The sequence below is a fragment of the Pontibacter amylolyticus genome (assembly GCF_014638845.1).
Classification (GTDB): domain Bacteria; phylum Bacteroidota; class Bacteroidia; order Cytophagales; family Hymenobacteraceae; genus Pontibacter; species Pontibacter amylolyticus.
In genome coordinates, this window is the sequence record NZ_BMFP01000001.1 from 226,690 (window position 1) to 243,374 (window position 16,685).

Sequence of the window (16,685 nt, forward strand, 5' to 3'; positions counted from 1 at the left end):
GTTCGCGCACCTGGCTATGGTTATCTGTTCCATCGCTCCGGTGCAAGTTAGTCTTGCCATACCTGCCAGTGGTAGTTTGCAACAGTGCTTATACATTGGAATTAGCAATCGCAGAAAGTCCCCCTTTGAAGGGGGCAGGGGGATGTCAATTGTCCACGAAAACTGAAGCTATGACGTCTATACCTGTGTGACGGCGATAACAGATTCCCCGCCTGGATGTAGGGGCCCTCTTAAATCCTGAAAATCCATAGGGTAGGGGGCCCTGTATTTAGATCCTGATAATCTCCCTAAAACCCCAATCCTACACCTTCCGCTCAAACGGATTCTCTGGCTTCACCAGCATCACCTGTTCCCGTTCTACCACCACAGCACCTGCAGGAGCGCCTTTGGGCTTGCGGACCCATTTTTTAGGAGTGTAAAGCACAGGGCATAGCGAGTCGCTTTTGCGCTTGCTGTAGTAGGCGGCTAGTTGGGCGGCTTTCTCCAGCACGGTGGCAGGAATGGTTTTGCCGGCCTGGTGTTTGATCACCACATGCGATCCCGATACGTCCTTGGCGTGCAGCCAGATGTCTTCTTTGTAGGTATGGCGCTGCGTGAGCAGGTCGTTGTTTTGGGCGCTTTTGCCGACCAATATCTTAAATCCCTCCGTTTCGAAAAGGCGGAAAGGGGCTTCCTGCTGAGCTTGCTGCTTGGTGGTGAGCAAGTGAGCGTATTCTTTCAGGTATAGCTTGAGCGCTTTGTAGTCCTTGGCCTCCTCCAACGCCTGCAGCGCGTCTTCCAGCACAATGGCTTCTTCGAGTTTTCGCTCCTGCCGCTCTTCGAGTTGATTGATCTCCACGTGCTGTTTCTTGGCTTTGCGGTACAGGCGCTCGGCTTGCTTCTGGGGTGTTTCGGTGGCCTTGAGCTTGAACTTGCGCTGGCGGTCAGTGTAGAAATCGTAGAGCTCTACTTCAGTGGCGCGGGGCGGAATATTGGTCAGGTTGGCCATGATAATGTCGGCGATCTGGGAGTAGGAGCGTCCGTGACGCAGCTCGTGCAGACGGGCCTCCGTTTGTTCTAGTATAGCCTGGGTGGCACGCTGCTTCTTGATTAGTTGCTGCTGGGTCTGCTCAAAGAGTCGTTCGAAGCCTGTTTCGCTCAGGTAGCTGCGCGTAAAGCCATTCAGTGCCTCCATGGGGTTGTCGTATACCTGCACCACTTCACCCAGTTGGAGCAGCGAAAGTCGTAGTTTTCCGTTCAGCCTGATCAGGTAGTAAGCCGCTGGAGCCTCGAATTGCTCAAGCACAGCCTGCACCATTTCCCATTTGTCTTCGAGCGTGCCAGCGCTATACCCTTGCTGCTCCAGGTATAGCACAGGCAGGTCGCCGAATGTCGGGTATACCTGGCGGAGATTGCCATCGGCTGCGGCAAAAGCCTCGAAGTTCTGGCGGATGGAGCGGTCCATGCTGAACGGATCAAGCTCCAGGTCGGCGCCGAATTTCTTGTGAAACGGCTTGAGCGGCTCCCCCTTCTGAAACAGCACAATGTTAGCACGGTTACCGAATAGCTTGAACAGCAAAGTATAGCCCTGGCTCAACTTCAGGTAGAAACTTCGCTCGTTCAGGTGCTGCACCACATCTTTCACCACACGGCCCTGCAGTTCGGTAAACAGGTTAATTGTATTGGCTCTGGCCCGCTTAAACTCAGTAGGAAATGAGAGTGACGAAAAATGAGACGTGAGCATCGCCCGTATGTACAACTCCCGATCACCATCAGCAAACCCCATCACCAGTTCATCCTTGTTCTGACTAAAGCAGGCTATCAACTCCATACCCACCAACTGGGTGCGGAGCTGCTCTGTCAGGTGTCGTAAAAAGTGGTAGTTCTGGTGCATTTTTTAACGTATCAAGTAGCGAGTATCAAGTAGCACGACTATCGGGAAATTGACAAAAGACTGTGTGACAAAAGACAAAAGGACAGATAAGTAAAGAGTAGTTCATTCATGAGGAATCCTTTGTCATGTAGTCCTTTGTCCAGTCATCTCTGAAGGCATCGTGCTACTTGATACGTGTGTCGTGATACGAAAAAAGCTATACCTCAATCTGCAGGCCGTCGTAGCCTAGTCGGATAAAATCGGGGAGGGTGGGCTCAACCTCGCGGTGCAGGCCCAGCAGGTGACTGATGTGGGTCAGGTAGGCGCGTTCGGGTTGCAGGTCTTCGAGCAGTTCAACAGCCTCCTGCAGCGAAAAGTGCGAGATGTGCGGCTCCAGGCGCAGGGCGTTCAGCACGATCACTTTAGAACCGCGCACCTTTTCCTTTTCCGCTTCTGAAATGTAATTGGCGTCGGTAATGTAAGTGAAATCACCCACACGGTATCCAAACACCGGCAGCTTGTAGTGCTTCACCCGGATTGGTATAAAACGGACGCCCTCCACCTCGAAAGGCTCCTCCGTGATGGGGCGGAGCTCCACGCGCGGAATGCCGGGATACTGTATACCTGAAAAGATGTAGGCGAACTCCCGCTTGAGTTGTTCCAGCACACGCTCTTCGCCATAAAGCGGCATGTCCCTGTGTTGCGAGAAGTTGTAGGCGCGGATGTCGTCGAGGCCGGCGGTGTGGTCTTTGTGCTCGTGTGTGAACACCAGGGCATCGAGCGTGCGGATGCGCTCGCGCAGCACCTGCTGGCGGAAATCAGGGCCGGAGTCGATGATGATGCTCTTGCCGTTTACCTGCAGGTGCGCCGAGACGCGCAGGCGCTTGTCCCTGTAATCAACAGAACGGCACACTTCGCAGGAGCAACCGATAACCGGTACGCCCTGCGAAGTGCCCGTGCCTAAAAGCGTTACTTTCAATTGGTTCTTTCCTGGTTGCGAATGTCCTGGTAAAGCTGTCGGTTCTTTTCGCTCAGCAGGCTTTCATCCACGGTAATGGTTCTCAGAATGTCGTACAGGCAGTTGATCTTCCCTTCCAGACTGAAGTACTTGTTCACGACAGCTACCTTCATGTCTTTGAGCACACAGTAGCCCGCCTTAAAATTCCCCTTCTCGTAGCGCAGCACAAAATCCGACTCCGCAAAAATATCCTCCAGCTTGTTTAAAAATGGCCGCGTGTACTTCAGCTCCATTTACAATTCTCCGGTGTGCTTCTTTACGGTCTGTACCAGCATGTCGAAATCAAGCGGCTTTGGCAGGTACTCATTGATGCCCACTTCCTTGAAGTCTTCCATGGTATAGTTGTTGGCGTTGCCTGTTACGGCAATGATCGGAATGTTGGATATCTGCTCGTCTTTGTGCGCGCGGATTTCCTTGGAGCACTCCATGCCGTTCTTGATCGGAATGTTGAGGTCCATCAGGATGGCGTCGATCTTATTGTTCTCTACCTGCTTGATCACCTCACTGCCGTTCTTGGCGGTCAGGATCTTGTAGTTTTGAAGCTCCAGGATTTTCTTTGTCAGGTTCAGGATCACGGAGCTGTCCTCTGCGATCAGGATGGTCTTGTTGTCTGCCATGGGATTAATAAACTATATAATGATCTCTTTATAAGTTTTGCGGTAGTTTTCGTATTGGGCCAGCAGCTTTGCGAAGTTATCTCCTACGTTTTCGTACTGGTCATGTTTGATATCATGCTCCAGGATTTTGGCTAGCTCGGCCACCTGGTTGATGCCAAGTGTAAAGCCGGTTCCCTTTAGCTGATGCAATGTACTTAAAATACTTTTGTATTGTTGTACCTCCAACTCTTTTTTGGCCTCTTCGAGCAATTCGCCGGCTTCCTGCTCAAATTCCACATACAGCTGGCGCGCAAATTCCGTCCCGCCGATCTCGATCAGCTGCTCTGTTATGGCCAGGTCAATGACAGGTATGGCATCGGCTCCGGACTCCTCATTTGTTGCAGCAGTTAACCCGCCGGCATCGTCGCGCCTGTAGTTCTGCTCATGCCAGCGCATGATCACTTTGTAAAGATCGGAGCTCTTGACCGGCTTGGAAATGTAATCGTCCATGCCCTGGCTCATGAACTTATCGGCGTCCTCGCGCATGGAGTAGGCCGTCATGGCCACCACCGGCGGACAGTCCTTGCCAAGTTTTTCTTTGAGGATGGTAGTGGCCGTCACGCCGTCCATCTCCGGCATCTGTATGTCCATGAAAACCATGTCATAGCCGTTGTTAAGGGTCCTGTCGATGGCCTCGTAGCCGTTGGAGGCCACGTCGGTGCGGCAGCCCAGGCGCTCTAGCAGCTTAAAGGCCACTTTCTGGTTGATCTGGTTGTCGTCTACCAGCAGCACATAAGGCGAGAATTCCAGCACTTCGGCTTCGGCATTCTGCAGCTGCATACGCTGCAACTGCGCCTCCACTTCCTCGTTGTTGGCTTTTTTCACTTTTATCGTGAACCAGAAGGTACTGCCATCGTTTGGCTTGGACTCTACCCCGATATCGCCCCCAAGCAGGTGCGTGAGCTGTTTCGAGATGGCCAGACCGAGACCCGTACCGCCAAAAGTTTTGGTGGAAGAGTTGTCAAGCTGCGTAAAGTCCGTGAAAAGCAGTCGCTGGTCATCCTCAGATATACCTATACCTGAGTCTTTTACGCGCACCTGCAACCTGTACTCCTGGCTGTTTTTCAGTGGTTCTGCGTCTACGTGTATGCTCACCTCGCCCTCGTTCGTAAACTTGATGGCGTTGGAGGTGAGGTTCGACAGCACCTGCAGGAAGCGTGTCTCGTCGGTGAGCACGTAGCGCGGCGTTCTTTGGGTAACAGTATAGGTAAAGTTCAGGTCCTTCTGCTGGGCGCGGTTCGCGAACAGGGAGTGTATCTTGTTGAGCGTGTCGTGCACGTCCACGCCGCTTTCGTGCAGCACCAGCTTGCCAGCCTGCATTTTCGACAGATCGAGGATATCGTTCAGAATGGCGAGCAGCGCGTCCGAGGATTTGCGCAGCGTGTCGATGTACTCTTTCTGCTCCTCGTCGCTCACGATCTGGCTCAGCAGGTCAATCATGCCGATGATGCCGTTCATAGGCGTGCGCAGTTCGTGGCTCATGTTGGCCAGGAACTGGGTTTTCACCTTGAGCAGGTTTTCGGCTTCTTCTTTGGCTTTGAGCAGGGCCACCTGCGTGCGCTTCAGTTCTGACACGTCGCGCAGCACACCCTCCATACCTGCCGGATTCCCCTCCTGGTCGTAGGTCAGGCGGGCGTCGAGCAGTACCGTTTTGGTGGAGCCGTCCTTGCAGATCATCTCTATCTCAAAGTCACGGATGCTTTCCTGTTCCAATACTCGCGCTGTTACCAGCGCCCGGTCAGCTGCATTGGCGTACAGTTGCTCTGATGAAATGCGCAGCACCTCTTTTTCATTGTAACCCAGCAGGTTGTAAATAGAAGGGCTGACCAGTTCGAACGCACCGCCCATGGTGGTGCGGTAGTACACGTCCTGGAAGGACTCGAATATACTGCGGAACTTTACCTCACTCTGGGCCAGTGCCAGCTGCGAGCGTTTCTTATCCGTGATGTCGAGGGCTATACCTGAAATTTCCTCAAAGCTTCCGTCCTCCAGGTAAATCGGGTTGAGGTATACCTCACGCCAGCTTTCCGGATTGTGCAGGTGTATCTCAAAGTGCTGTGGCTGCCCCTGAAAGGCCTGCACATACTTGTCTTTCCAGAACTCAAACGAGCTTTCGTGGAAGTTGAGCACCTCGTCGTCATTCAGCTTGCTGTAGAGTTCCAGTTCATGGCCGCTCCGATTGAAGAAGGCGGTAGCAAAGTTCTTGTTAAAGGAAGTAAGCTCCAACTCCCGGTTGAGGGACCACATGTGGTGTGTCCCGGATTCAAAGATGGCGTTGAGGCGGGCGTTCTGGTTGTTGATCTGCTCTTCGTTGCGCTTGCGCTCAATGGCGAGTGCCACCAGGTTCGAGATAAAGTGCAGAATCTCTATGTCGGTGTGCACGTAGGCGTTCGGGTCCTGGTAGTCCTGCAGCGTGATCACCCCGATGATGCGGTCGCCGATAGCCAGCGGGGAGCAGAGGATTACTTCAGGTATAGCGCCGTGTAAGGTAATATCCTGCTCTTTGGCCAGTTCCAGCAGCTCTGCCTTCTGCATGTAGAGCGGCTTGCCTGTCTCGATGATGTATTCTGACAAACCACGCGAAAACGGCCGGCGCATCTGCGTTTTGGAGGATTTGTCCACAAACTGGTCCACCAGGTAGGCGAAGTGCAGGTGGCGGTGACTATCGTCGCAAAGGGCAATGTAAATGTTGCGTGTCTCGATGATCTTGCTCAGCTCGCGGTGGATGGCCGAGTAGAGCGAGTTCAGGTCCTTGCTGCTGATGGCCAGGTTGGCGATGCTGTAGTACACCTTCTGCAGGCGCTCCGCCTTGATGCGGTCGGTGATGTCGTGCAGGATGGCGCGCGTGGCCACCGGGCGGCCGTCCTGCCAGCTGCAGGTAATGGAGCCGATCAGGTGCACAGGCTTGCCGGCCTTGGTCAGGAACACGGTTTCCATCTTGTTCACGTTCTCGCCCTTGTAGAGGTTGCGCAGCTGGTAGATCAGCTTGGCCTTGTAGTAAGGGTGCACAATGTCGTTGAGCGTGAGCGACTCGATGTCGTAGTCGGTATAGCCCAGGCGGTCTTTCCAGGCCTTGTTCACGAAGATGAACTTGTTGTCCACCGAGATGTTCTGGATCAGGTCATGGGCGTTGTCGAAAAGGTCCTGCAGACGGATCTTGTTGTCCTTCAGGGCTTCCATGGCGATGCGCTTGTCGGTCATGTCCTTGCCCACGCTGGTGAGACCAAGCAGATCGCCCTCGGGTCCGTATTCAAACATGCAGTTCCAGCGCACGGTCTTCACCTGCCCGGACTTCGTGATCAGGTCGCGCTCGTAGTAGGAGTTCAGCTGCCTGGTCTCCATTGATCGTTTGAAGTCGGCGAAGCGGGCTTCCCGGTCGGCCTCTGGTACCAGCAGTTCATAGAAGTTCTGCCCGATCAGCTCCTCGCGGCTATATTCCACATAGGTCAGGAAGTAGTCGTTGGCGTAGGCAATGTTGCCGTCTTTGTCGAGGCTGTAGTAGATCAGGTTTACCTTTTCGAGGAAGCTGCGGAAGTGGGCCATGGACTCACGGGCGATCTCTTCGCGGCGCTTCGAGCTCTGCACCTGCTTGCGCTCGGTAATGTCCCGCTTAAACACCAGAATGTGGTAAGCACCGTCGATCACAACCCGGTTCAGGTTGAGTTCGGTGTCCATGGTGGTGCCGTCTTTGCGGATGTTTTTCCAGTCCACCGTGATCGGCTTTCCGGTGGCCATCAGCTGCTCGATCAGCATGGCGGTTTTTTCCGTCGAGCGCATGCCGTCCGGCTGATATTCCGGCGAATAGTCCGTTGGGGACTTGCCTACCAGTTCCTCTCGGGTGCAGCGGAAATACTCCAGCGCCTTCTCGTTGCAGTCTACCACAATGCCATCCCGGAAAAGCAGGATTGCGTCGTAAGTAGACTCAAACATGATTTTATACTTATCCTCTGTATAGGTGAGCTTCTGTTGCAGGTCGTGCTTGGCAATGTAGTTACCAATGGCGCCCCCGATAAAGTCAAGGAGCGACATGAACGACTGGGTGATCTTGGCATCGTGCCCCGGCCATACCAGCATCAGGGCCGACAGACCCGCCTCCGAGCTGACAGGGAGCACCGTCAGGTGCTGACCCAGCAGCTCTTCCATCTGCTGTATGATATCGTGCAAGGCCTTGTGGCGATCAGGTTGAATGAGCTGCTCAGCCTGGTATTGCGGCATCGGGATGGAAGGCGGCAGGCTACCCGACAGTATTTCGCCCGTACTGAAAGAGAGCAGCGCTTTGCCCACTGCGGCATCGTAGGTATAAACGGCACCACCAATAACATCGGTCTTGTCCAGCAGTTCTTTCAGGGTATAACGCAGCACATCCTCGCGGCTCTCAGTGCCCGACAGGTTGGTGATCAGCTGGTTGACAAATTCAAGCTGGTGATTGCGGAAACGCACGTTACGCTCTGCGCCAACCGCTTCGTACAGGTTTTTAGCAGAACCGAATACGACCATCTGGCCGTTGAAGCTCCCTTTTTTCAGGGAAATCTCCACCGGCATCAGTTGCTGATCAGTCTCACGAAGCCACCATTCGAAGCGTTGCGGCTCGCCCTTCAGTGTTGTCTGGAGTTGGTTGCGCAGGGCGACACGCTCAAACAGGTTGAGCTCAAACTGCTTGAAAAGGGACTTGCCCCTGATCTCTTCTTTTTTCAACCCTACCAGGTTCGAGGCGCTCTGGTTGATGTCGAGGAAGATCCCGTCGCGATCGAGAATGAAGAGTGGCTCCGCACTGTCGTCAAACAGGTTGTGGTAGCTGGAGTCGTCAGCTTCTGCCGCGACGCTCTCCGGGATATCGATGTACAGAAATGGCTGCCCCTGAAACTGCAGTTGCTGACAATGGAAGGTACACACATTGCCCTGGCGGTCCTTTAGTTTGCCTGACACTTTCTCCTGGTGGGCCAGCGATACCTTAAAGGCAGCGAAATCATCTTCATCGGCCAGGCCGATGAGCGGACGAATGGCTGTGCCCTGTTCCATGGGGAGAATCGTATCAGCGTTGGGGTTGGCAGCCAGCAGTTCCCCTGTGGCAGAGGCTACCAGCAGGGCGTGGCCGGCAGGATACAGCTGACTGAGCACCTGTAGCAGGTTCTCGGCCATTGTCGTCAGGTTGTCAGTCGTTTGTCTGGTAGGTATCAGTGGCATCTGGTGTAGATCAGTTCTCGTTTAAACCCATAAATTAGTAAAAAAACAAAAGCAAAGGCACTTTTGCTTCCTGAATAAAAAGAAAGGGAGTTAATTTGTGGCATATTCACGAAGTAAAATCTCTGTTCCGTCCATGTCTGCAGCCCAAGCCCCCCGTTTTCTGATAGTCGTAGTTGGCCCTACCGCTGTGGGCAAAACAGACCTGTGCGTGCGCCTGGCGCAACATTTCGGTACTGAGATCATTTCGGCCGACTCCCGCCAGTTTTACCGGGAGATGTCGATCGGCACGGCTAAGCCGACCCCGGAGGAGCAGCAAGGTATAGTCCACCATTTTGTAGACTCGCACCCGATCACGGAGACGTACAATGCAGGAGCCTACGAGCAGGATGTGCTAGCTTTACTCGGGCAGTTGTTTCAGCAGCACCAGACCGTAATCCTGACGGGCGGCTCGGGGCTGTACGTGCGGGCCGTCACCGATGGCATGGACGAAATGCCGGAGACTGACCCGGCCGTGCGGGAGGGACTGACCGCCCGCTACCAGCAGGAAGGACTACTGCCTTTGTTGTCGCAGCTGCAGCAACTCGACCCTGCCTACTACGAGCGGGTGGATAAGGCCAACCCGCAGCGTGTGATTCGTGCGCTGGAAGTGTGCCTTTCGAGCGGACAGCCTTACTCTGATTTCCGGAAGGCGGGTGCCCGGGAGCACCCTTTCCACATCATCAAGATCGGCCTGACCCGTGACCGGCAGGAGCTTTACGGGCGCATTGACCGCCGCATGGACCTGATGCTGGAGCAGGGGCTGTTGGAAGAGGCCAAGGCCCTATACCCTTACCGCGATCACAACGCACTGCAAACGGTTGGCTACAAAGAGATTTTCGATTACCTGGAGGGGCAGTATGATTGGGAGGAAGCGGTGCGCCTGCTGAAGCGCAACAGCAGGCGCTATGCCAAGCGGCAGCTCACCTGGTTCCACAAGCATGCCGACTATACCTGGTTTCATCCGGAGCAGTGGGAGGAGCTGCTGGCTTTCATCAGAGACCAGACGCAGCAAACCAAACAGGTATAGGTGAAAAGGTATAGGTATAGAAACAGCGAAGCCGGCACTTAAAGTATCCGGCTTCGCTGTTTGGCAGGTATAGCGGAACTATACCGACAAGATATCCACCATCTTGGTGAAGTTCGGGTTGATCAGTTTCTGCTTGGTAATGGTTTCGATGAAGGGGGTATACACCAGTTCTCTGTTGATGATACCGGCCATTTCGTTCGTGCGTCCCGCTATCAGGCCTTCCACGCAGGCGATGCCCAGCTGGCTGGCCAGCATACGGTCGGCTGCGGAAGGGGCTCCGCCACGCTGCACGTGGCCCAGGATTGTCACGCGGGCATCCATGTCCGGGATGATGCTGGACACCTTGGCCGCGATCTCGGTGGCGCTTCCCTCTTCGTCGCCTTCGGCCACGATCACGATAAAAGATGTTTTGGAACGGCTCCAGCCTGCTTTCAACTGGTCGATCACGTAGTCGATGGACGTGTCTGTTTCCGGGATCATCACAATCTCAGCGCCCCCGCCGATGGCGCAGGGTATGGCAATGTAGCCTGAGTCGCGGCCCATTACCTCCACAAAGAACACGCGTTCGTGGCTGTCAGCCGTATCGCGGATCTTGTCGATGGCGTCGAGGGCGGTGTTCACGGCGGTGTCGTAGCCGATGGTATAGTCAGTGCCGTACAAGTCGTTGTCAATCGTGCCCGGTGCGCCGATGGTGGGGATGCCGTACTCCTCGTAAAAGATGTTGGCTCCGGTAAAGGTACCGTCACCGCCAATGGCCACCAGTCCCTCAATGCCGTGCGCCTTCAGTTGCTCGTAGGCCGCCTGGCGTCCTTCCTTGGTTGCAAATTCCTTGCTGCGCGCCGATTTCAGGATCGTGCCGCCTTTCTGTATGATGTTGCTCACCGTCAGGGACTCCATTTTGAAAATGTCGCCCTTGATCATGCCGTTGTAGCCTCTTCTGATACCGTAAACCTCCAATCCGTTGTAAACGGCCGTTCGTACGATCGCCCGGATGCAGGCATTCATGCCCGGTGCGTCGCCTCCTGATGTAAATACTCCAATCCTCTTCATAAAGAGTTGCTGTTAAATATGTTCCCTGTGGAAGCCGGCAGCCGGCCCCATTCGATAGATAGCCGCGGTATTCGTTGCGGTTTTATTGAATCCGCAAGGTAGCCATTTGTTAATTTAAGTGGAAATAAAAAAAGAATACAAAATCATAACTAATAAGATAGCAAAAACCGTATGTAAATGCACCACCATCTGCAGACTTAAAGCCGGGAAAATTCGTTTCTACTATAGTTGCTGCAAAATTAGCTGCCTGGGTATAGCAATACACAGCGCAGTAATTATTAATTTGTTATGAAATTGTACATAGTCAAAAGGGAGCCATATGTTTAGTTTTTTTGAAAGCGAGGCAGAGAAAAAATTAAAGAGCCATATCACCAACCTTGGTGCCCTCGCCAGGGCGGATGGCCACGTGGACCCCACCGAAATGGAATTCATTATTTCCATTGGCAAGCGCCACGGCATGAAATCAAGCCAGGTGCGCAACCTGCTCTCGAATGTGGAATCCGTAAAACCGCAGATGCCGTCCAATGATACGGAGCGCTTTGACCAGATCTACGACCTGGTGGAAATGATGCTGGCCGATGGCATTGTAGACGAGAACGAGATGGAGTTCTGTGTGAACATGGCCGTTCGGCTCGGTTTCAGAAAGTCTATTGTCGGGGTGCTGGTGCGCAGAATCTCCATCGGCGTAAAAGACGGGCTCACCCGCGAACAGATACGGGAGGATGCACAGTCGTTCCTGAATTACTAATTCCCATTGCATGAAAAACCTGCGCGTGTGGAACGGCGCCATCTTGGTATCTTATGCCCTGGCGCTGCTGCTGCTGGCTTATTTCTTTTTCGCCCACGAACTGCACCTCATCTCCTACGAGGCCACCTTTCTCTCCGAAGACTTCATGCTGCGCTTTGTTGCCTTCTGGTTCATAAGCTTTCTGCTGACGGTCATGGTATACCTGCTCAACCTGAGCCTGAATTACCTTTGGCTGCCCCGCGCCGAGAAAACGGTTGCCGTGCAGGCGGGCAAACTGATTTTGGCGGTAGGGCTCTCTGCCGCTTTCTTCGCCGTCGTGATCGTCACGCTCAGCCGACTGCCATAATCCCCTACAGTGGCCAGAACACGGGCACCAACACCATAATCACGGTTATAAGCAGGACGGTGAGCGGCGTGCCGATCCGTATAAAGTCCAGGAAGCGGTACTTGCCCGGACTGTAGACCAGGATGCAGGCCGGCTCAAAAGGCGTCACCAGCGACACAGAGGCCCCCAGCATAATGGCGATGGCAAAGGCGCGCGGGTCTGCACCAAGTTCCATGGCAGCACGCAAAGCCACCGGCAGGATCACCAGCGCCGCCGCCGCGTTCGACATGGGCTGGGTCAGAAGCACGGTCAGGATCACAAAACCCGCCAGTATACCTATAGTGCCGCCAATGGGCTCCATCACCTGCACAATACCCTGCGCCAGAAACTCGGCAGCACCGGAGTTTTCCATGGCCGCTCCAAAAGCCGTCATACCGCCTATGAGTATCAGCAGGCGCCAGTCGATGGCGTTGTAGGCTTTCTCGGTGCTGATGGCCCGCAGCAGGATGCTCGCGACGGCCGCCGACAAAAAGGCGATGGAGAGGGGCAGCAGCTCCAGCGTACCTGCCAGTATGGCCAGCGCAAAACAGGCAATCACGATCAGTCCCTTTTTCTTTTTGAAGAACACTGGCTCAAACTCGTCGAGCACGGCAATGTGGTTCGAGTTTCGGACCTGCTCAAAGCGTTCGGGGGCGCCCTGTACCAGCAGCACGTCACCCAGGTGCAGCTCTATACTGCCCAGTTTGCTTCGCAGCGTCTCGCCGTGCCGCGACACGGCCAGCACCACCAGACCAAAGCGCCGCAGAAACTCTGACTCCTTAATCGTGCGGTTGATCAGGTTAGACTGCCGCGGAATCATAATTTCCGCCAGCCGGATGTTCTCTGTTTCCAGGTCTTCGGAGATAAGTGCGTCCGCCATAATCTGGATTCCCTTGGTCTCCTTCACTTTCATGAGTGTGTCCACGTCCCCCTCCACCAGCAGAATGTCGTTGGCGCGGATGCGGGTGCGGAAGTCAGGCAGGAAGTTTTCCTTGGCGCGGATAACGTTGAGCATGCGCAGGTTCAGCGTGGTCAGCTCGGAGGTGAAAACCAACTGCCCAATGAGCGGCGAGTCAGGCAACACCACTACTTCGGTCACATATTTCTGCAGCTTGTACTCTTCGGCCAGCTCCTGATCGGCGTGGTCCGGTAACATGCGCTGCCCCACAGTCATCATGTAGATCGTGCCCACCAGGAAAATAACAAAGCCTATACCAGAGATCTCGAACAGCCCGATCGGCTCCAGGCCCGCCTTGGCGACGTAGCCACTCACGGCCACGTTGGTAGAAGTGCCGATCAGTGTGCAGGTACCCCCCAGAATAGCGGCATAAGCCAGCGGCATGAGCAGTTTAGACGCACTCATGTTGATGCGCTTGGAGAGGCCCACCAGTGGCGTAATGAACATGGCCGTTACGGTGGTGTTGTTCATAAAAGCCGAGACCACACCCGTTATCAGCATGATGGTGAGCAGCATGAGGTTGTTGCTCTTATCTGCCAGACGCGCGAGCCGCACTACGGCAAAATCGAGTATGCCCGTTTCCTGAAGGGCGGCACTGAGTATGAAGATAGAGGCGATGATGATGATGAAGTCGCTGCTGAAGCCGGCAAAAGCCTCCTCGGGACTGATGATGCGCAAACCGGCCAGTATGATCAGCATGGTCAGGGTGACCAGTTCGATGGACACTTTTTCGGTTGCAAACAGCACAACCGCTATCAACAGCAAGGACAGTACAATGGCTATTTCCATAGGAGCAGATTGGGAGATACACCTGATGTAAGGTATAGCAACGGCTTTTACGTGACAAAGCCGTTGCTGATTGTGTCCTGCTCAAAAATATTTTCCCGAAACTAAGCCACTGCCTCGTCAATAGAGGCCAGGATGATCTGGCAGGCTTCGCGTATCTGCTCTTCGGTGATGGTGAGCGGCGGCGCGATGCGCATGGAGTTGTCGCAGAACAGGAACCAGTCGGTCAGCACGCCGTTCAGGATGGCCTGGTCGATCACCGCCTTGAGCACCTCAAACGATTCAAACTCTGCCGCCATCATCAGCCCTTTGTTGCGGATGCCCTTGATGCGCGGATGCACCAGCAGGTCCTTGAATAACTGCGCTTTCCCTTCCACACCCGCCAGCAGGTTCTCTTCCTGTATGGTCTGGAGCGTGGCCAGGGAAGCGGCGCAGGAAACCGGATGCCCACCAAAAGTGGTCAGGTGGCCCAGTATCGGGTCGTTTTTGAACACAGCCATGATCTCCTGCGGGGCGATGAAGGCCCCGATCGGCATGCCGCCGCCCATGCCTTTGGCACAAAGCAGGATGTCGGGCTCGATGCCGAACTGCTCGAAGGCCCAGAAGGTGCCGGTTCTGCCGAAGCCGGTCTGTATTTCATCCAGTATAAGTAAAGCGCCTACCTGCGTGCAGCGTGCCCGCAGGGCCTGCATGTAGCTCACCTCCGGCACCCGTATGCCTGCCTCGCCCTGCACTGTTTCGAGGATGATGGCGGCTGTCCGCTCCGTGATCTGCTCCAGGTCAGGTATAGCGCCGTGGTTGATGACGCGCACATCGGGGAGGAGCGGGCGGAAAGCATTCTTGAAACTCTCGCTGCCGTTAACGGAAAGCGCACCCTGCGTGGAGCCGTGGTAGGCGTTGCGGCAGCACACAAATTCGGTGCGACCGGTATAGCGCTTGGCCAGTTTCATGGCGCCCTCCACCGCCTCAGCGCCGGAGTTGAGCAGGTATACATTGTTGAGCCGGTCGGGCAGCGTGCTGCACAGTGCCTGCGCCAGCTGCGCCTGCGGCCCCTGCACGAACTCCCCGTACACCATCAGGTGCATGTAGCGGTCGAGCTGGTCGTGGATGGCCCGTAATACTTTGGGGTGGCGGTGGCCCACATTGCTCACGCCTATACCTGAAATCAGGTCGATGTAACGGTGGCCGTCGCTGCCGTACATGTAAATCCCTTCTGCCTTCTCCACTTCGATCATCAGCGGAAAGTCACTTGTCTGTGCCTGGTGCTGCAAAAACAGCTGTCTCATTGAAATCATGTTGCAATTTAGTCATTTTGGAGCTTTGACAGGGTCATTTCCGCTTTCGGCTTGTTCAAAATTGCCCGATTTGCGTACAAAAGGAGGGGCCGGTGAAAGAGCCCGGCCTGAGATGTTGAACTTTAAAAAAGGAGGATCAAATGCCACAAGGAGATAAATCATCTTACACAGACAAACAAAAGCGTCAGGCAGAGCACATCGAGGAAAGCTACGAGAAGAAGGGCGTAAAGCACGAAGAAGCCGAGAAGCGCGCCTGGGCTACGGTGAATAAGCAGGACGGGGGCGGCAAGAAAAGCGGCTCCGGAAGAGGAAAATAAGGTATAAGAACCCATATAAATTTGAAACAGGAAAGGCCGGAAGCGTTTGCTCCCGGCCTTTCCTGTTTAGGGGTAATTGTTGGTGTGCGCAATCGGGTCGTCTTCGTCCAGCGTGGCAGGCACCGTGGGCGGCATACCCTGCATTGGCCTGTTGTGTGAGAAGGGGCGCTCCCGCATGGCACGTTCATGCTGTTTCCGGTTGTTGTCTCTGTTCCGTCGGGTGTAGGCCACCAGCGCCACCCCGGCCAGCGCCACCAGACCGGTTGCAGCCATCACTTTTGGGATGGTGTTGTCGGTTGCCGGAGGCACAGAAAGGACGCCCTGTTCGTCGGTAATGGCGGGCTCATGCACGTAGCGGCCTTGGGTTGGCACCGCCACCGACCAGAAATCCTTTACCAGTTCTTCCAGCTGACGCATGAGTTGTGCCCCCTCCATTGGCAGGCCATGGCCGGTTGCTGCTACACTGGGGTTGAGCTCCATGAGTCTTTCCACTGAATGATGTGCGGCTCCCCAGTCGGAGGTATAGTATTTGGGTGGGCCGTGCACTTCCCGTTTCTGCGTCATCACGGCCAGCATCGACTCCCCGTCGCGTGTGATGAAGGCGTCGCCTGCCAGCAGCACCCGGTCACTTTCGCGGAAGAAGGAAACGTGCCCCGCCGTATGTCCCGGCGTGTGGATCCAGTGCCAGCCTGGCAGACCGGGGACTGAGCCATCGGCTGGCAGGAACTCCAGGTACTGGTGAATGTCGATCGGCTTTTTAGGGTATAGGAACGACATGTAGGCCATGCCGCCGCCGCCCACGCTCGGGTCGGGTGGCGGATAAGACGACCTGCCGTTCAGGTAGGGCATTTCCAGCGGATGGGCGTACACGGGCACGTCCCATTCCCGGGCCAACTCCTTCACAGCGCCGATGTGGTCAAAATGACCGTGCGTGAGCAGGATGGCCTTGGGGCGCTTACCGCCGAAGAGTTCATCCACCACTTTTCTGATTTTAGGGGCGGCACCGTACACGCCGGTGTCCACAAGCACCCATGAGCCATCGGGCGCGGCCACAAAAAAGAGGTTGACGAACACGGTCTTGAGTCCCCATACTCCCGGCGCAACTGCAAAAGCTTCCTTGCTATCGTGGGTCGAGGTACGATAAGATGTTTCCATAGGCATTCTCTATGTTTGATTTTTAAATGATAACGGGCGGAATATATACTACGGCTGCGGTGGCAATTGGCTGCAGAAAGCCGGCACATTTAGCGCCCACTTGGCTGATTGTCATTTATTAACTGCGAAGGGGCCGGTTTTGCTGTCATCATACCAGAAATGGCCGACCCTGGGCAATGGAGCTTATACCCCAAAACAAAGGCATACTTTTTGTGTTGATACTTGTGCATGCAGCC

At 54.8% G+C, this 16,685-nt stretch carries 13 protein-coding genes; 4 read left to right on the forward strand and 9 right to left on the reverse strand.

Annotated features, from left to right (window positions below; all coding sequences use genetic code 11):
* Positions 1-301: 301 nt before the first annotated feature.
* The 5 genes from IEV97_RS00955 to IEV97_RS00975 all read right to left on the reverse strand — a co-directional run bounded on the left by IEV97_RS00955 (position 302) and on the right by IEV97_RS00975 (position 8,710).
* Positions 302-1,873: an NFACT RNA binding domain-containing protein gene (locus IEV97_RS00955; protein ID WP_188499638.1), complete on the reverse strand. Its 1,572-nt coding sequence runs from the start codon at positions 1,871-1,873 to the stop codon at positions 302-304.
* Between the two features lie 196 nt (positions 1,874-2,069).
* Positions 2,070-2,831 (reverse strand): MBL fold metallo-hydrolase, encoded by a 762-nt coding sequence (locus tag IEV97_RS00960; RefSeq protein ID WP_188499639.1) that lies wholly within the window; start codon positions 2,829-2,831, stop codon positions 2,070-2,072.
* Positions 2,828-3,103 carry a hypothetical protein gene (locus IEV97_RS00965; RefSeq protein WP_188499640.1) on the reverse strand — a complete coding sequence of 92 codons (276 nt, stop codon included), beginning with the start codon at positions 3,101-3,103 and terminating at the stop codon, positions 2,828-2,830. Before IEV97_RS00965 ends, IEV97_RS00960 begins: the two co-directional genes overlap by 4 nt.
* Positions 3,104-3,487, reverse strand: a complete 384-nt coding sequence (locus IEV97_RS00970; protein WP_007653774.1) for a response regulator — start codon at positions 3,485-3,487, stop codon at positions 3,104-3,106.
* A 12-nt stretch (positions 3,488-3,499) separates the two neighbouring features.
* A complete protein-coding gene (locus IEV97_RS00975) occupies positions 3,500-8,710 on the reverse strand; it encodes a PAS domain S-box protein (protein ID WP_188499641.1) in 5,211 nt (1,736 codons plus the stop codon).
* A gap of 133 nt (positions 8,711-8,843) precedes the next feature.
* Here IEV97_RS00975 and miaA point away from each other — a divergent pair, with 133 nt between their 5' ends.
* Positions 8,844-9,776: a tRNA (adenosine(37)-N6)-dimethylallyltransferase MiaA gene (miaA, locus tag IEV97_RS00980; protein WP_188499642.1), complete on the forward strand. Its 933-nt coding sequence runs from the start codon at positions 8,844-8,846 to the stop codon at positions 9,774-9,776.
* Between the two features lie 78 nt (positions 9,777-9,854).
* On the opposite strand, the gene pfkA is transcribed toward miaA, so the two are convergent.
* Complete coding sequence (pfkA, locus tag IEV97_RS00985; RefSeq protein ID WP_188499643.1) at positions 9,855-10,826, reverse strand: 6-phosphofructokinase; 972 nt, start codon at positions 10,824-10,826, stop codon at positions 9,855-9,857.
* 319 nt (positions 10,827-11,145) lie between these two features.
* Between pfkA and IEV97_RS00990 the strand changes: the two genes are divergently transcribed.
* Positions 11,146-11,574 carry a tellurite resistance TerB family protein gene (locus IEV97_RS00990; RefSeq protein WP_188499644.1) on the forward strand — a complete coding sequence of 143 codons (429 nt, stop codon included), beginning with the start codon at positions 11,146-11,148 and terminating at the stop codon, positions 11,572-11,574.
* Positions 11,575-11,584: 10 nt separating this feature from the next.
* Complete coding sequence (locus IEV97_RS00995) at positions 11,585-11,920, forward strand: hypothetical protein (protein ID WP_188499645.1); 336 nt, start codon at positions 11,585-11,587, stop codon at positions 11,918-11,920.
* A gap of 4 nt (positions 11,921-11,924) precedes the next feature.
* Here IEV97_RS00995 and IEV97_RS01000 read toward each other — a convergent pair whose 3' ends face one another.
* Positions 11,925-13,685 (reverse strand): SLC13 family permease, encoded by a 1,761-nt coding sequence (locus IEV97_RS01000; RefSeq protein ID WP_188499646.1) that lies wholly within the window; start codon positions 13,683-13,685, stop codon positions 11,925-11,927.
* A gap of 101 nt (positions 13,686-13,786) precedes the next feature.
* On the reverse strand, positions 13,787-14,974 hold the full coding sequence (locus IEV97_RS01005) for an aspartate aminotransferase family protein (RefSeq protein WP_188500361.1): 1,188 nt from the start codon (positions 14,972-14,974) through the stop codon (positions 13,787-13,789).
* A 143-nt stretch (positions 14,975-15,117) separates the two neighbouring features.
* Between IEV97_RS01005 and IEV97_RS01010 the strand changes: the two genes are divergently transcribed.
* Positions 15,118-15,294, forward strand: coding sequence for a hypothetical protein (locus IEV97_RS01010; RefSeq protein ID WP_188499647.1), 177 nt, complete (start codon positions 15,118-15,120; stop codon positions 15,292-15,294).
* Between the two features lie 66 nt (positions 15,295-15,360).
* On the opposite strand, the gene IEV97_RS01015 is transcribed toward IEV97_RS01010, so the two are convergent.
* Entirely contained in the window at positions 15,361-16,449 is a 1,089-nt protein-coding gene (locus IEV97_RS01015; protein WP_188499648.1) for an MBL fold metallo-hydrolase, read from the reverse strand.
* Between the last annotated feature and the right edge of the window lie 236 nt (positions 16,450-16,685).

What these genes read in the sequence shown, in the direction of transcription:
- IEV97_RS00965 (WP_188499640.1), bottom strand. Translation starts at nt 3,103, where the DNA reads ATGGAGCTGAAGTACACGCGGCCATTTTTAAACAAGCTGGAGGATATT.
- IEV97_RS00975 (WP_188499641.1), bottom strand. Translation starts at nt 8,710, where the DNA reads ATGCCACTGATACCTACCAGACAAACGACTGACAACCTGACGACAATG.
- IEV97_RS00990 (WP_188499644.1), top strand. Translation starts at nt 11,146, where the DNA reads ATGTTTAGTTTTTTTGAAAGCGAGGCAGAGAAAAAATTAAAGAGCCAT.
- IEV97_RS01015 (WP_188499648.1), bottom strand. Translation starts at nt 16,449, where the DNA reads ATGGAAACATCTTATCGTACCTCGACCCACGATAGCAAGGAAGCTTTT.
- IEV97_RS01010 (WP_188499647.1), top strand. Translation starts at nt 15,118, where the DNA reads ATGCCACAAGGAGATAAATCATCTTACACAGACAAACAAAAGCGTCAG.
- pfkA (WP_188499643.1), bottom strand. Translation starts at nt 10,826, where the DNA reads ATGAAGAGGATTGGAGTATTTACATCAGGAGGCGACGCACCGGGCATG.
- IEV97_RS00970 (WP_007653774.1), bottom strand. Translation starts at nt 3,487, where the DNA reads ATGGCAGACAACAAGACCATCCTGATCGCAGAGGACAGCTCCGTGATC.
- IEV97_RS01000 (WP_188499646.1), bottom strand. Translation starts at nt 13,685, where the DNA reads ATGGAAATAGCCATTGTACTGTCCTTGCTGTTGATAGCGGTTGTGCTG.
- IEV97_RS00995 (WP_188499645.1), top strand. Translation starts at nt 11,585, where the DNA reads ATGAAAAACCTGCGCGTGTGGAACGGCGCCATCTTGGTATCTTATGCC.
- miaA (WP_188499642.1), top strand. Translation starts at nt 8,844, where the DNA reads ATGTCTGCAGCCCAAGCCCCCCGTTTTCTGATAGTCGTAGTTGGCCCT.
- IEV97_RS00955 (WP_188499638.1), bottom strand. Translation starts at nt 1,873, where the DNA reads ATGCACCAGAACTACCACTTTTTACGACACCTGACAGAGCAGCTCCGC.